The 15053-nt window shown below is 44.5% G+C and carries 15 protein-coding genes and 2 tRNA genes; 8 read left to right on the top strand and 9 right to left on the bottom strand.

Annotated elements, in window-relative coordinates; all coding sequences use genetic code 11:
* Window positions 1–6: 6 nt before the first annotated feature.
* The 3 genes from P403_RS0110735 to P403_RS0110745 all read right to left on the bottom strand — a co-directional run bounded on the left by P403_RS0110735 (window position 7) and on the right by P403_RS0110745 (window position 2517).
* Entirely contained in the window at window positions 7–915 is a 909-nt protein-coding gene (locus tag P403_RS0110735; protein ID WP_029332642.1) for an EamA family transporter, read from the bottom strand.
* A gap of 93 nt (window positions 916–1008) precedes the next feature.
* Entirely contained in the window at window positions 1009–1659 is a 651-nt protein-coding gene (locus P403_RS0110740) for a YkyA family protein (protein ID WP_029332643.1), read from the bottom strand.
* Between the two features lie 12 nt (window positions 1660–1671).
* Window positions 1672–2517: a polysaccharide deacetylase family protein gene (locus tag P403_RS0110745; protein WP_084157660.1), complete on the bottom strand. Its 846-nt coding sequence runs from the start codon at window positions 2515–2517 to the stop codon at window positions 1672–1674.
* 327 nt (window positions 2518–2844) lie between these two features.
* Here P403_RS0110745 and tnpB point away from each other — a divergent pair, with 327 nt between their 5' ends.
* Complete coding sequence (gene tnpB, locus P403_RS0110750; protein WP_029332645.1) at window positions 2845–4017, top strand: IS200/IS605 family element RNA-guided endonuclease TnpB; 1173 nt, start codon at window positions 2845–2847, stop codon at window positions 4015–4017.
* Window positions 4018–4102: 85 nt separating this feature from the next.
* Here tnpB and yhfH read toward each other — a convergent pair whose 3' ends face one another.
* Complete coding sequence (gene yhfH / locus P403_RS16425; protein WP_084157661.1) at window positions 4103–4249, bottom strand: protein YhfH; 147 nt, start codon at window positions 4247–4249, stop codon at window positions 4103–4105.
* Window positions 4250–4441: 192 nt separating this feature from the next.
* Between yhfH and P403_RS0110760 the strand changes: the two genes are divergently transcribed.
* The 4 genes from P403_RS0110760 (at window position 4442) to P403_RS0110775 (ending at window position 6314) form a co-directional block, all read left to right on the top strand.
* Window positions 4442–5068 (top strand): nitroreductase family protein, encoded by a 627-nt coding sequence (locus tag P403_RS0110760; protein ID WP_029332646.1) that lies wholly within the window; start codon window positions 4442–4444, stop codon window positions 5066–5068.
* A 252-nt stretch (window positions 5069–5320) separates the two neighbouring features.
* Window positions 5321–5393 (top strand) — tRNA-Val (locus P403_RS0110765).
* A gap of 187 nt (window positions 5394–5580) precedes the next feature.
* Entirely contained in the window at window positions 5581–5751 is a 171-nt protein-coding gene (locus tag P403_RS16430; protein ID WP_084157662.1) for a winged helix-turn-helix domain-containing protein, read from the top strand.
* A gap of 11 nt (window positions 5752–5762) precedes the next feature.
* Entirely contained in the window at window positions 5763–6314 is a 552-nt protein-coding gene (locus P403_RS0110775) for a histidine phosphatase family protein (RefSeq protein WP_029332647.1), read from the top strand.
* A 66-nt stretch (window positions 6315–6380) separates the two neighbouring features.
* On the opposite strand, the gene P403_RS0110780 is transcribed toward P403_RS0110775, so the two are convergent.
* Together P403_RS0110780 and P403_RS0110785 are read right to left on the bottom strand one after the other, a co-directional pair.
* A complete protein-coding gene (locus P403_RS0110780; protein WP_029332648.1) occupies window positions 6381–7871 on the bottom strand; it encodes a phytoene desaturase family protein in 1491 nt (496 codons plus the stop codon).
* A 22-nt stretch (window positions 7872–7893) separates the two neighbouring features.
* Window positions 7894–8439 carry a methyltransferase family protein gene (locus P403_RS0110785; protein WP_029332649.1) on the bottom strand — a complete coding sequence of 182 codons (546 nt, stop codon included), beginning with the start codon at window positions 8437–8439 and terminating at the stop codon, window positions 7894–7896.
* Between the two features lie 180 nt (window positions 8440–8619).
* On the opposite strand from P403_RS0110785, the gene P403_RS0110790 reads away from it, so the two are divergent.
* The gene (locus tag P403_RS0110790; protein WP_235195252.1) at window positions 8620–9105 is read left to right on the top strand and encodes a DUF456 domain-containing protein; all 486 of its coding nucleotides are present in this window, start codon (window positions 8620–8622) and stop codon (window positions 9103–9105) included.
* A gap of 46 nt (window positions 9106–9151) precedes the next feature.
* On the opposite strand, the gene P403_RS0110795 is transcribed toward P403_RS0110790, so the two are convergent.
* Window positions 9152–12259: an efflux RND transporter permease subunit gene (locus P403_RS0110795; protein WP_029332651.1), complete on the bottom strand. Its 3108-nt coding sequence runs from the start codon at window positions 12257–12259 to the stop codon at window positions 9152–9154.
* Window positions 12260–12425: 166 nt separating this feature from the next.
* On the opposite strand from P403_RS0110795, the gene P403_RS0110800 reads away from it, so the two are divergent.
* A tRNA-Val gene (locus tag P403_RS0110800) sits at window positions 12426–12498 on the top strand.
* An 87-nt stretch (window positions 12499–12585) separates the two neighbouring features.
* Here P403_RS0110800 and P403_RS0110805 read toward each other — a convergent pair.
* Window positions 12586–13584, bottom strand: a complete 999-nt coding sequence (locus tag P403_RS0110805; RefSeq protein WP_029332652.1) for a PTS sugar transporter subunit IIC — start codon at window positions 13582–13584, stop codon at window positions 12586–12588.
* 359 nt (window positions 13585–13943) lie between these two features.
* On the opposite strand from P403_RS0110805, the gene P403_RS0110810 reads away from it, so the two are divergent.
* Entirely contained in the window at window positions 13944–14678 is a 735-nt protein-coding gene (locus P403_RS0110810; protein WP_029332653.1) for a metallophosphoesterase family protein, read from the top strand.
* 45 nt (window positions 14679–14723) lie between these two features.
* Here P403_RS0110810 and P403_RS0110815 read toward each other — a convergent pair whose 3' ends face one another.
* Complete coding sequence (locus P403_RS0110815) at window positions 14724–15002, bottom strand: hypothetical protein (RefSeq protein WP_029332654.1); 279 nt, start codon at window positions 15000–15002, stop codon at window positions 14724–14726.
* Window positions 15003–15053 lie beyond the last annotated feature (51 nt).

The raw sequence follows: 15053 nt of genomic DNA on the forward strand, positions 1-15053 counted from the left end.
ACACTGTTAAGAAAAGTCACGTTGATTGTGCGACGCAGTGACTGTTTTTTGTTTTGGGGCGTGGGCATAAATCGGATAAAAAATACCGACTAAAATGATGATGATACCAATCCACTGTGAGCCCATTAAATGTTCGCCTAAAATGAGCACAGAACAGATGACTGCTGTTGGGAGCTCGGCAGCTCCGAGCAATGAGACGCTGGCAGGACTGAGATGTGGTGCACCTGCGGCAAATAAAAGTGGTGGTAAAATTAAAGCGAATAAGCCGAGTGGAAGGGCATAAAGCAACATTCCATTTTCAAAATTTGTTTCGCTCAAGAAAGTAGTAGGTGGATACATAATCATGACGAAAAGTAACCCACCTGTCATCATATAAAAGCTCTTTTTGATGACCGGAAGATGATTTGCGACACGTCCGCTCGCGAGTAAAAAGATGGAGAAGCTGACCGCTGCGCCTAATCCGAACAGTGTTCCGCGGAAGTCAAGCGAACTCGTGTAAGCAGCACTTGCCAAAATGGCTCCGCCAATCAAGAGGATTGCTGACAAGAAGTGTGCCCGTGAAGGTAAGCGTTTCGAAATGATTGAATCGATAACAACACCAATCCACGTAAATTGGAACAATAAGATGATTGCGACGGAAGCAGATATTGTCTGCAGGCTCTGATAGTAAAGGTAACCTGTCGTCCCACTGGAGATGCCGATAATGACCAGTTTCATAGCGGTCGTAGGTGCGAGACGTAGATTTTTTGTAAATAGCGCAAGGATGAAAATCATGAGCCATCCGAAGAGAAACTGACTTCCTGAAACTGTAGCAGAGTCGAAGCCGGCAGCATAAGCTAGTTTGACAATCGTTGAAAGGACACCGTAACTGATAGCGCCGATTAAAACGAAAAGTGTTGCTTTTGATCGATTCATTTAGTTGCCTCCATGTTTTAGAACGCACAAAAAAGGTTGCAACAGGGCCTTGTCCAGGTTTTTTGGACAGGGTTTGGTTGCAACCTGTGTGAGTTATTTAATGTTGAGACCTACCTCTTTGTAAAAGGCGGGTTTTAATTCATTGTAGCGAGCAGTTAAACGATTAAAATCATTTAACGTAGCCGTAGCCTGACGCGTAGTACGATTTAAGTCGGCTGTTGCTTCATCAATCTTAACGAAGTTCGGTTTCTCGGTCAAGTAGGAGAGTAATTTTTCCTCCGCGTCCATTGAAGCGGTATATTGCTTAACGAATGTAGTGAATGCTTGTTCACGCTGTTCGATGACTTCAATCACGCGAAATCCTTCACGTTTCGGTCCGGTTTCGAGTTCTGCGACGTAATCTTTTAATTCTTGTATATCTAACTTGGCGAAAGCCTCTCGGCGCAACGATTGTTCTTGTTCAAGCAAAGAGGATCGTTCTTCGTTTAAAGCCATTAATTCCTCACGTTCATTTTGTGACCGTTTGATTTCCTCAGCTCCTGCATCGAGAACTGCTTGGTACGTATTAACGGAAATTTCATCTTTTCTACTTCTAGACTCTGCGAGCGTGGTCGCGTCTTGTTCGTATGTTGCGTGCTCTTCGAGTTTGTCATAAAAGTCCATAGAGGAATCTGTTGAACAACCACTTAAAAGTAACGCAGCACAACTCGAGAGAAAAGTGAGAGACAGGTATATTTTTTTCATGAACGAAACTCCTTATAGATTGGATTGCTGAACAAAATTAAACGGAATATGGAAGTCTTCATCATAAATCGAAAACTGATAGCCTTTTTTCTTTAAACCGGCAACGATTGCCGGAAGTGCGCGTAACGTTTGTGGTTGTTCATGTAATAAAATAATTTCGAAAGGATCTTCTGCCCGGTCGATGACAGTTTTTGCGACTTCTTTTGCACTGTCTTTGTAATACCAATCCATCGAATCAATCGACCAGTCCCAGACACGTAGATTCGCAGACGCCACATCATTCGCGATCGTTTTTGAAATACCAGGAGACGAGCCATAAGGAGGACGCGTCAGAAGAGGCGAATGTCCCGTTAACTGATTAATCTTTTTTTGGACGCTCAGCATCTCTTTGACATATTGTTTTTTCTTATAGAGCGTTTCATAGTCATGGGTCTCACTATGCAGCCCGATGTAATGTCCTGCCGTTGCGGCATCTTTTACAAGCGTCGGCTGGGCGTCGATGTTGCTTCCGATGAAAAAGAAAGTAGCTTTGACTTGTTGTTGCGCCAGTTCATTTAAAATGTCTGTGGTTAAGGCGCTAGGGCCATCCTCAAACGTTAAATAGGCGACTTTTTTTGTCACACCATTCCATTGATCGACCCGGGATTTTTCCATGTTAGCAACAGGGACTTGTCCGAGCGTTGTGACCGTTACAGTAGCGAGCTGTTGTTTCGGCTTGATGTATTGATAGGCGATGAATCCACCGACAGAAAGTAAAAGTAAGGTGAATAAAATCGATAGCTTGCGAAGAAATTTGTTTTTAGAATGTCGTTTTCGTGGTCCAAGACCAATCGGATTTCCAGTGTTGTATGAATCCATCGCTGTTATAGCTCCTTTGCAGAAAATCGTATAGGTTAACTGTAACATTTTGTCTGTTTCATTTGTAACAAACATGTTACAAAAAGATAACTGAGTAAGATTTTTCAAATTATGACTCTTTAAGTTAGATTAAAACAGATGATATTTGATTTAAATTAAACATGAAAAAGAGGACAAGCAGACCCGTTTGGATCTGTTTGTCCTCTTTATCTAAATTAGGCGAGAATACGCCCACTTCTAAACGATTCGGGTGAAACCCTAGTGAAAGTGGGAGATGAATCGTCCCCTTCTCTTTCGGGTATACTCCTTTGTAAGGAGGTGAACATCATGCCGACACACAAGGCCTACAAATTCAGAATACACCCGACAAAAGAGCAGGAAATCCTGATTGCGAAGACGATCGGTTGTTCGCGCTTCGTCTTCAACCACTTCTTAGCGAAGTGGGATGAGACGTATAAAGCGACAGGTAAAGGACTATCCTACGGGTCTTGTTCGAAAGAACTCCCGGTGTTGAAGCAGGCGTTCGACTGGTTGAAAGAAGTCGATAGCACGTCTGTGCAGACGAGCGTCAAGCATCTTGCCGATGCCTTTGACCGCTTCTTCAAGAAGCAGAACGAACGGCCTCGCTTCAAGTCAAAGCGTAACCTCGTTCAATCGTACAAGACGAACATTCAAGGGAAATCTCAACTTCCCGAAGTCTCTATAATTGGCAACAAGTTAAAACTCCCGAAGTTGAAATGGGTCCGTTTCGCTAATTCGAGGCAGGTCGTCGGACGCATCTTGAACGCGACCATCCGGCGTAACGCTTCAGGAAAATACTTCGTCTCCCTGCTCGTCGAGCAGGAGAGCAACGAAATGCCGAAGACGGGCTCATCCGTCGGCGTCGATGTCGGGTTGAAGCACTTCGCCATCCTGTCGGACGGCACGGTGTACAAGAATGACTGTTACTTCCGTTCGCTTGAGAAAAAGCTGGCGCGCGAGCAACGCAAGCTTTCTCGTCGTCAACGGTTGGCCTTGGACAAGAAAGGAAAACTTTCCGAGGCGAAGAACTATCAGAAGCAGAAGCGGAAGGTCGCCCGCATCCACGAGAAGATCGCCAACAAGCGAACCGATTTCCTGCACAAGGTATCGACCGAGATCGTCAAAAACCACGACGTCATCGGCATCGAGACCTTGCAAGTGAAGAACATGCAGAAGAATCGCAAGTTAAGCAAGTCCATCTCCGAGGTCAGTTGGTCGGAGTTCTTCCGCATGCTCGGATACAAGGCGGAATGGTACGGGAAGACCATCGTGAAAGTCGGCAAGACCTTCGCCTCTAGTCAACTGTGCTCCAGTTGCGGGCATCAACACAAAGACGTGAAACATCTTGGCTTGCGTGAATGGACATGCCCGAGTTGCGGGATCCATCACGACCGGGATGTGAACGCAGGATTGAATCTTAAACAAGAAGCTGAACGCCTCTTAGCTTCTTCAACCGTCGGGACGACGGGGTTAGCCTGATCAGGTTTCGACCGTTAGGTCGGATCACTCAGGAATCCTCCACCTCTAAGCGAAGCGTAGGTGGAGGTAGTTCAATATTACTCACTTATTGTTCAGTGACTGTGCAATCCGTACATTCGGACTGGTAAGATTCGCATTGTTCATCCATCTCTTTTCCACAGGTAGCACAAGTTTTTGCAGGGAGTTGACGATAAAATTCAGCAGATGTCTCTTGGTAAAGTGGCTGTTCCATTTGTATCTCCTCCTAATGGTGATCAATGTGTATACAACGTTGTTTATATAACCTTATTGTATTAGTACAGATGTTTAAAGTCAATAATTGTTTTATAACAGATGAAGTTAAGTAAGTCTTGTCGTATGACAGTCGGGAAACAGGATGATACGATATCAAAGTAAATTAGATACTATTAAGGGGGATTACATCATGAACCAAACTTTTTCAGAAACACTGCAAACATTGAATGAACGACGTTCTGTTCGTCATTATGATGCGTCATTTACATTAACGGAAACGGAAGTAAAAGAATTAATCGAATTAACAACAGCTGCACCAAGTGCTTGGAACTTACAGCATTGGCATTTTGTTGCCTTTCATTCAGAAGAATCCAAACAACAGCTCGCACCGATCGCTTACAATCAACCAGCCATTACGTCTTCTTCAGTCGTCATCGCCGTGCTTGGTGATACGCAAGCAAACCGTAATTACAATCCGGTGTATGGACCGGCTGTCGAAGCGGGCGGGATGACGGAAGAATTATTCGACTCAATCAAAGGGCAAGTAGAAGGTGCTTACCAAAGTGCTGCATACGGCCGTGACGCGGCAATGTCGAATGCCAGCTTAGCTGCGATGCAATTGATGCTCGTGGCAGAAGCGAAAGGGCTCTCGACGCTTGCGATGGGCGGTTTCGATCATCAAGTATTCGCCGATACGTTCATTACGGAAGAACGTTTTGTACCTGTTATGTTGATTGCTGTTGGTAAAGCTGTTGAAGATGCGAAAAAACGCCCGGCACTTCGTTTACCAGTTGATCAAGTAACGACTATTTTATAAAAACAAAAGGCTGACTCGAAAGTCAATCTCTCACAGACAAGTGTGGTGGATTTAACATCTGCCATACTTGTCTTGTTTAAAAGGAATCACGCGACTCCGATCGAAAAGTGCGTGAGAAAAATGATTCCTTTTTGAGTCAGCCCGATTGTTTTTAGCGAATTTTTTATTTTTTTTACGGAAACTACTTGCCAGCTGTTTAGTTTCTTGCTATATTAATAAATGTCCTAGCAAGTACATAACGTACTGCATCATGATTCTGTAGCTCAGCTGGGAGAGCGCTACCTTGACAGGGTAGAGGTCGCTGGTTCGAGCCCAGTCAGAATCATACCAAAAGTCCCGTTCATCATTTGATGAACGGGACTTTTTTAGTTTATTCTTAAACAAGAAGCTGAACGCCTCTTAGCTTCTTCAACCGTCGGGACGACGGGGTTAGCCTGATCAATTTTCGACCGTTAGGTCGGATCACTCAGGAATTCTCCACCTTTAAGCGAAGCGTAGGTGGAGGTAGTTCAATGGAATCTGTTTGGGGTTATGAAAATATGCTTGAACCTCGAACCGTTGATTCGCATATTCGGCATGTCCGAGAAAAATTACGCGACGCGGGATTTCCGATTGAACGGTATTTAGAGACGGTTCGGGGAATCGGTTATCGGTTAACTGATTACCCGGATTGGTCAACATAAGGGGGAATATCATGACGACTATCTATCTTGTGCGCCATGCGCATTCAACGTATTCGACCGATGAACGAAATCGGCCGTTATCGACGCAAGGAAAGCAAGATGCCGAAGCATTAGTTTCAGTGTTTCAAAATATTGCAGTAGATCATGTGTATACGAGTCCATACAAGCGAGCACGTGAAACAGTTCAACCTTTAGCAGCAAATCGGGGGCTCGCTGTTAAGGAACAACCAAATTTCGCGGAGCGAGTGCTCGCTCCAGGAGCCTTGGCTGATTTTCAAGAAGCAGTCCGTGTCGTTTGGGAACATCCGGATGATAATCCGTACGGTGGTGAGTCGAATCAAGTGGCGACAGAACGTGTCGTTGCGAGTACGATCGAGTTACTGCGGACACATCAAGACGAGGTGCTTGTCATCGGAACACATGGAAACATCATGGCCTTATTGATGCAGCATTTTGATGCGCAGTATGACTATGCCTTTTGGCAAACGTTACCGATGCCAGCGGTGTACCGACTCGACTTCGAAGGCGAATGCTATAGCGGAAGTCGGCAAGTAACAAGGTGAACTAAAAGAGGCAGTGACTTCCGTGTACGTACCGGAAATCACTGCCTCTTTTGTATAGGGTCACACTTAGACGTTGACGGCGCCTTCATGTTTCTTAATCAAGTCTGCCGTCAGTTGGCCGGACAATGTGACCATCGGCACACCGCCACCTGGGTGCGTCGAACCACCGACGAAGTAAAGTCCCTCGTACAGGTCACTTTTCGAAGGAATCTTAAAGCCGCCGTTCTTTTTCCGGTCTGCAGCGACACCGTAAATCGAACCGCCATTCGGTCCATAGAGTGATTGTAAGTCTTCCGGTGTAAAACGATATTCGAATTCAATCGAATCGCGTAAACCGTCTAGCCCCATCCGTTCGAGTTTATCGAGGACGACTTCGCGATACGCATCCCAATCGGTTTTACCATCTGGATTTTTCGTAAGTGGAGGTACGTGCGTCAAAACGAATAGATTGTCTTTTCCTTCCGGTGCTTGTGAAGCATCAGATTTCGACGAGACACCAACATAAATCGTTGGGTCTTCAGGTGGTACACCATCCTTGAACATTTGTGCAAATTCGCGTTCTGGATCTTCCGAGAAGAAGAAGTTATGATGTTTTAATGATTCGTATTCACGGTTGACTCCGAGTAACAAGACAAGACCAGAAACAGAAGGGACAAACGAATCATTTAACTTTTTAGCTTGTTTGCCTGCTTTTTTGTCCGGAACCAGGTTTTGGTAAGTCGGAATGACCTCAAGATTCGAGACGACGACGTCAGCCGGGTAAAACGTACCGTCTTTAGTCTCGACTCCGACTGCGCGTTTTCCTTCGACGACGACACGTTCAACCGGACTGTTGACGTGAACAGTGACACGCAATTCGTCAAGCAATGCTTGCATCGCTTCGGCAATCTTGTACATACCGCCTTTGACGTAGTAAATCCCGATTCCCATCTGGACATAAATCATTTGGTTGAAGACAGCAGGTGCTTCATATGGATTAGAACCGACATACATCACCATGTAATTAAACAATTGCTCGAGATGTTTGTTATTCAAATGTTTTTTTGTTCCGCTCGCAACTGTATTCAACGGATCCATCTTAAGTAACTCGGACATCGTATGGTATTTCTTTAAATCTTTTAAATCTTCAAGACTATATTTATAAAAGCTATCTAAACACAGGTCATACATTTTTTTAGAGTAACTGAAGAGTTCAACGAAATCGGCTTGATCCGAAACTTTTTTAAATTCATCGAGCATGCCAGGTAAGTCACCTTTGACGTCGAGTTCTGTCCCGTCTTCGAAAAACGTCCGCCATTGGGGTTCAATCCGTTCGATTTCTAAGTAGTCTTCGAGGCGACGATGCACGCTTGAGAAAAGTTGTTCGAGGACCCAAGGCATCGTTAAGATAGAAGGACCTGTATCAAACGTAAATCCTTTACCACTTCGTTGATTCAACTTACCACCGACATTGCCGTTCTGCTCGAGCATCGTGACGGCATAACCGTCTCCTGCGAGACGAATCGCTGCTGACATTCCTGCTAAACCTGCTCCGACAACCACTGCTTGTTTTTTCAATAGAATCACTTCTCCTTATTTCTTAGTAAATGAAAGGAATCAAACGTTTTCGTGTCGTCGCCCACTCTGTATAAGCTGGACCGAAACCTGCCGTGAGTAATGCTTCTTCAATCCGAATCCGGTGACGTAACATGAAGAACATGACGGTTCCCGCACCTAGCGTTACGAATCCGTTTCCGAAGAAGAGTGGAAAACCGATCGTGATAAATAATAGTCCGGTATAGAGTGGGTGACGTAATGTCCGGTACGGACCTGTACTGACGAGGCGATCACCAGTATTGACGGTGACATGTCGCGTGAATTGTTGCTTCAAATGGAGAATACCCCAGTAGCGTAAAAACACGCCACCTCCTAAACAACTCAAACCGAGCACTTTCCAAAAAACATGTTGATTGGTGTTACTGAACAGTAACGAAAACAAAATCGAGAGAGACAAGGTCAATAAAATCAAATAAAAACTTCGTTGTTCAGCGTATGGAGATGGTTCTTTTTGACGATTTCGAAAGAGAAACAACTCGAGTAGCCAAAAGAGTGATACGAGGATGAAGGCATAATCTAAAATAGACATCACAGATTCGCCCCTTACATGATTCATTATTTAGAAAAAGCAGATACGTTACTATTTACCCAAAGTGTTAGGATTTCAATCGTCCAATAGTCGATTGAATGTTTTAGATGGTATAAAAAATGGTAAATAATGATGTATCATTCATTGGTCAGCCGTCACGAGCCGTCTTATACGAAAGAGGTGGAAGTTTTGGCTAAAAAAGATGAGAAGCATCATATCATTACCTTTACCTTTGAAGAGGAAGCAACATCTTATCAAGTGTTCAGTGAACTGAAAAAATACCATGCGAATGGTCAAGTCGATTTTGAGCAAATCGCGATTATTAAACGAAGCGAGAATGGAGCATTTTCGTTTGAGGATGCCGTTGATTTAAGTGGTTCGAATAAAGCATTTAAAGGTTCACTGATTGGGATGGCAGTCGGGATACTGGGCGGGCCGTTTGGAATTTTGCTCGGTTCGATGACAGGAATGCTGATTGGTGGATCAAAAGAATTAAAAGAAAATCAAGCGATTCAAGAGACGTTCAAACGGACGTTAGGGGTTATACCACCTGGGAAAACAGGAGTGATCGCGATTGGTGAAGAATTTGAACCGTCAGTGCTCGACGGGTTAGTCGCAAAACATAACGGAACGATTGAACGAACCGATGAATACCTTGAAAAATAATAAAATTAAGAGAAAACCCTTCTCGCACATGCGAGAAGGGTTTTTGTTACGCTTTACGTTCTTTTTTGATTTTTTTAAAGAAGAATAACTCATAGACGACAGGTACGATGATTAACGTTAAGAGTGTTGAAGTCGTTAAGCCACCGATAACCGTCAACGCAAGACCTTTTGAAATCAATGTCCCGGACGAAGTCGTCAGAGCGAGTGGCACGAGTGCCATAATGGTTGCAAATGCCGTCATCAAGATTGGACGGAGTCGCGTTTTACCGGCTTCGATGAGTGACTCACGAATTGGTAGACCACGATCGATATTTTGACCGATTCGATCGACGAGAACGATTGCGTTCGTCGTCACGATACCGATCAACATTAAGAATCCAATCATGACACTGACGGACAATGGTTCGTTCGCTAAGAAGAGTGTGACGAGTGAACCGATTGGTACGAAAATGAGCGATGACAAGATGATGAATGGGATCCGCGCCTTGCCGAACGTAATCAGCATCGTCAAGTAGACGAGACCAATCGCAACGACGATTGCGATTCCGAGTGACTGGAAGATTTCGACCGTATCATCATTACCGCCACCACTTGTGAGAGACACACCATCGGGTAACTCAATTTTCTCGACGTCTGCTTTAACGTCACTCGAAACCGTTTGGACGTTATCGCCTTTCACTTGTCCTGAGACACGTGCGTAGACTTTTCCATCGAGTTTCTGAACCGATGTGAACGTATCGACCGCTTTGACTGTGGCGACATCTGTTAATGGAACAGGGCCAGTCGCTGTGAATAACTGGACGTTTTCAAGATCTTCACGTGAAGTCAAATCTTTTGCATAAGACAATTGAACATCTTGTTCTTTATCATCGAGTGTCAATGTGCCGACCGTGACCGGTTTTGTTTGGTCATTGACGGTACCGAGAATTTGGAAACCAGATAGACCGAGGTCGCTTGCCTTCTCTGAATCAATTTCGACGAGGAATTGCTTTTGTTTTTCACTAAAGTTATTTGTGACATATTTTAAATCACTGTTTTCTTTCATATTGTCTTCGACTAATTTTGCTGCTGTTTGGAGCGCTTCGAGATCATTCGAGAACAAATCGATGTCCACGTTATTGTTCGAAGGAGGACCACCAGTCGAAAGTTCGGCGATGCTGATTTTAGCATCAACATCGTCTGCGGCTGCAATCTCATCCATTTGTGATTCAAGTGACTTGATTGTTTTTTCGACGTCAGCATCTGCTTTTAAGTTAAGGAAATAACTTGCCTTATTATCGAGACGAAGACCTGTCGTGAAGTCACGCGCTCCGACAGACGTCGTCACATCGTCAATCGCTTCTTCATCGTCAAACATCTCTTCCATCTTCAGTGAGACGTCACTTGTTTTTTCAAGTGATGTCGCAGCCGGAAGCTCAAGCGATGCTGTCAGTGTTTTAGAAGCTTCATTCGGAATAAACGTAAAGCCAAGTTGCGGTACAATCGCAAGTGATCCACCAAGTAGTAAGAAGGAGACAATCAAGATAATCGCTTTATGGGATAATGATTTTTCAATCAATGTCCCGTACCAGCGTTGAAGGACACCTTCTTTTTCTTCCGCCGGAACCTTTTTGAATGCAAACTTCGCTAAAATTGGAACGATCGTAATCGCGACGAGCAGTGAAGCGAGTAGCGAGAAGATGATAGTTAAAGCGAATGGTAAGAAGAACTTACCAGTAATGCCACCAACGAATCCTATGGGTAGGAACACGACAACGGTCGTTAATGTCGATGAAGTAATTGCTTTTAAGATTTCCTTCGTCGACTGTTCGATGACTTCATTAGTCATCCCTTGTTCTGACTTGCGGACCCTTCGGAAAATGTTCTCGATGACGACGATACTGTCATCGACGACGCGGCCGACTGCTACAGCCATCCCGCCAAGGGTCATGATGTTCAGTGAAATGTCCTGCCAGTTCAAGAAAATCGCAGCAATCAATAGTGAAAGTGGAATCGAGACGATTGCGATGATTGTCGCACGGATATTTCGTAAGAACAGAAGCACGGCAATCGAGGCGAATAATGCACCAAGAAGTCCTTCTTTGACGAGTGTCGAAACGGACTCTTCGATATCTTTTGCTGAATCAATCCCGATTGTATAATCGATTTGATCCTCATATTTGTTGAGAATTTTTGTAACTTGATCAGCGATTTCAACTGTGTTGGCATCCTGTTTTTTTGTGATTGCCATCGAGAGTGAATCTTTCAAGTTATAACGCGTTTTTTCGCTCTGTTTTGAGACGGATTCAATGTCCGCAATATCTTTTAAACGAATCGGTTCTGCTGGTTCTTGAGGTGCCTCCTGACCAGTTGCTTCAGTTGGTGCACCTGTTCCTCCGGTAGCACCAGTAGGTGGTCCTGTTGGAGCAGCTGCGGTACCGATGGACGATGTTAATTGTAGATTTTTGATTTTGTCGAGATTTTCAAGTTTTTCTTCGACACGAATTGGAATCTTGGAATCACCTTCCGCAAGTTGTCCAGATGGGAAGGAGACGTATTTGGCATTGATTTGATCTTTAATACTTGAGAGCGACAGACCGGCTGCGGTTGCCTTCTTTTTATCAACGGTAATTTGGACGAGGTCATCTTTGTAACCGCCGACCGAAACACTGTTGATACCTGGGATTTTGTTCAATTCTGGTTCAATTTGATCTTTTAATAGGGATTCAATGTCTTCTCCGTCTTTGCTAAAGAAGGAGATATTATAGATGGGGAACGAACCAAAGGAGAAGCGGTTTAATTTAGTACTTGCTTCTTCAGGTAAGTTTGCGTCCTGGATGGCCGCATCGATTTGTTGCTCGACTTGGTCCATGTCGGTATCAAACGGGAATTCGATATTGATGATCCCGATGCTTTCGTACGCAGAGCTCGAAATTTTTGTTGACCCCTCAATCCCTTTGAGAGCGGTTTCGAGTTTTGAGACGACTTGTTGATCGACATCCTCAGGGGATGCACCGGGATAAACGGCTTCAACTGAAATTTGTGGGAATTCGATTTCAGGAAACTGGTCGACCTTGAGTTGGGTAAATGAATAGACCCCGCCTAACACTAAAAGAATAGCGATGATAAATACAGCGACAGAGTTTTTTAAGCTAAAACGTGTTAAAAAGTTCAAAAGATGTCCCTCCTTTATTTTTATATGTGCTTAATTACATACTAGACGACGGTTTAAAGGGCTGCAACTTTAAAACGGTTTAATTTTTATAAAAAAGTTAGAAAAAACACTTTACACTTTTCGATATGCTGATATAATAAAGACATACCCAGCAACACGATATCATGATTCTGTAGCTCAGCTGGGAGAGCGCTACCTTGACAGGGTAGAGGTCGCTGGTTCGAGCCCAGTCAGAATCATACCGAAAACTCGTTCATCTTTTGATGAGCGAGTTTTTTTGTCGTTAAAAAAGCTATTCCCTTAATTGAACGGGAATAGCTTATACTTTATTGGATTTCAAGGTGGAGATCGCCGACTTTTGTCCAACCGAACAATGTTGTCGCCCGGTAGAAGACGAATGTGAGGACGCCGGGTAAGAGAATGCCCGTAACAACGAAGACAGCGAACGCGTTAAACCCTTGATTGACGAAAATATTGAGTGGCGCAATCATTGAGTTTAATCCGAGTCCAGCTAACTCGTATGGAACTTTTAATGACAAGACGAGTGTTGCGACCGGCGCTGAAATCATAGCTGCTAAAAACGGTGCGGCTACAATTCGCGGATTTTTAATGATATTCGGAAACTGAACTTTTGGTGTCACGAAGAACGAGGCAATCAAACCGCCGGGATCGGTTTGGCGATAGGCCATCAAAGTAAAACCGACGAACTGTGCGGAACAGCCGATAAGCGCAGCGGCACTTGCAACAGGATCAAGCTGAAGTGCAATGGCGAGTGCTGCAGATGAAGCGGGAGACATTAAAATCACGCTAAAGATGAGTGCGATGACGAGTGAGGTCGCGATTGGCGATGTTTCGACAGAAGACGTGACCATTGCACTGAATTTTGTAAGTAAAGGTGTCGTTACGGCAGCAGCACCAAGACCAGTGATGCCTCCTGCAAGGACGGCACACATCGGAATCACCATCATGTCGAACTTCGTTTTACCTGTCATTCGTTTTCCGACATAAACGGCGACGGCAGCAGCAATCAACGCACTGATTGGTTGACCGGGAATTAAGACGAGACCGGCTTCAGTCGGCTGGAGGGCAGCACCACCGATTGTTGCCGCAATCATTGCGCTGAAGAGAACAAGCGTATTACCACCAAGTTGATAGGCGATTCCAGCACCGAGCGCCGGGGCGAGTAACACTTTTGCGATGCCGCCAATCGTCAGTAACATTTCGATATGTAATAAGTTTCCGAACGTCTCAATCAACAAGCCCACTCCAAGCGTAACGAGTACTGCATTCGCCATCCCGGCTGATACCTTTACCATTCGATCCATCGCATAATCCTTCACTCTTCTTCATCCTCTCTATTTTTCCATTAAAAAAACCTATCCGTTAACTGGATAGGCGCCATGAATAGTGCGGGCGCCTCATTCGATGCATCGAAAGGAGGGCCCAAAAATCGATTCCGGAAAATCTCGGAAAAGTTTTCAGTCCCTCGTGCATAGAATAATCAGTCGGCCCGCAATTTGTGGAAGGTACATCGTGTCGTGCTCCTCTCGCTTGAATTTTTCTAAGCCTAACATGCATAAAATGAATAATCAATATTTTCTGACAATTTATTTTTCAGTTCACTTTCAGCTTAAAAGAGGAAAGGAAGAAGAAACGTTAGTAAACCTGGAATGGAGGCGGTTACATGAAATTTGCACTTATTACAGATATTCACGGCAATGCGTCAGCCTTAGAAGCGGTCCTTGCCATACTCCACCGGGATCAAGAAATCGAGACGATTTACTGCCTCGGTGATTTGGTCGGAATTGGTGCGCAAACCAATGAAGTGATTGACTTGATTCGAAGTGATAAAAAAATTCAGACAATCAGTGGAAATCATGATGAAAATGTCTTGGCATTATTGAATGGGGAACGGTATCCGGACAGTTATCTTCATGCGAAAGCACATCACAGTTGGGTTGCGAATCAATTAACGGCAGAAAATCGAGTTTTTTTAGGGCGACTGCCGCGGACAATCTCAAAAGTAGTTGAATCACGGCGCATCCTGTTCACGCATTATGCCTATCGGGACGTGCGGGCAATGATTGGAGAAGAACCGCTTCGTTCGACGATTGATGGTAATAAAGAAACACTTCCGCAGTTATTTGCTGATACGAGTGCTACCCTGATTTGTTTTGGGCATCACCATCCGCGACAGTTCGTTCAAGTAAACGGAACGACATATGTGAATCCGGGAGCGTTAGGGTGCCAACCGGAGGCAATCGCACCATTTGCGGTCGTGTCAGGAGATAGTGAGAACTGGGACGTAGAATTTATGGATGTACCGTATGATGACGCGGCGTACCTCGAATCATTTAATGCGTCAGACATGCCGTCAAAAGAGTTGTTACGGAAATTGTTTTTAGGGGGAAGAAGTTGAAGTCGATAAAAGAGAGGGCGCCGAGAAAGACGACGCCGCTTTAATTTACGAAATAAAAAATCTTACGATGTACGTGATGATGAGGATGAAGAAGAGAACGAGCCCGATATTTCGTTTGAGGCGGTTGCGTTTCCAATGAAAGAGTAGTGACAGGATCGGGGCAATCAGAAAGCCTGCGAACAGTGCGACTAGCGTCAAGATGAAAAACAGGAAGTCCGACGAGTTGCTGGTTGCCGTATAGGATTTCCACATATCAATCAGTGAAATGATGACGTAGACAAGCAGAATCAAGAGATAAAGCGGGAGAAGCATATACGGTTGCATACAGGGTAACACTCCATTCAAGCAAGATAGTTTAAGTATACGATTAAATCA

This window comes from Exiguobacterium oxidotolerans JCM 12280, assembly GCF_000702625.1.
Classification (GTDB): Bacteria; Bacillota; Bacilli; order Exiguobacteriales; family Exiguobacteriaceae; genus Exiguobacterium_A; species Exiguobacterium_A oxidotolerans.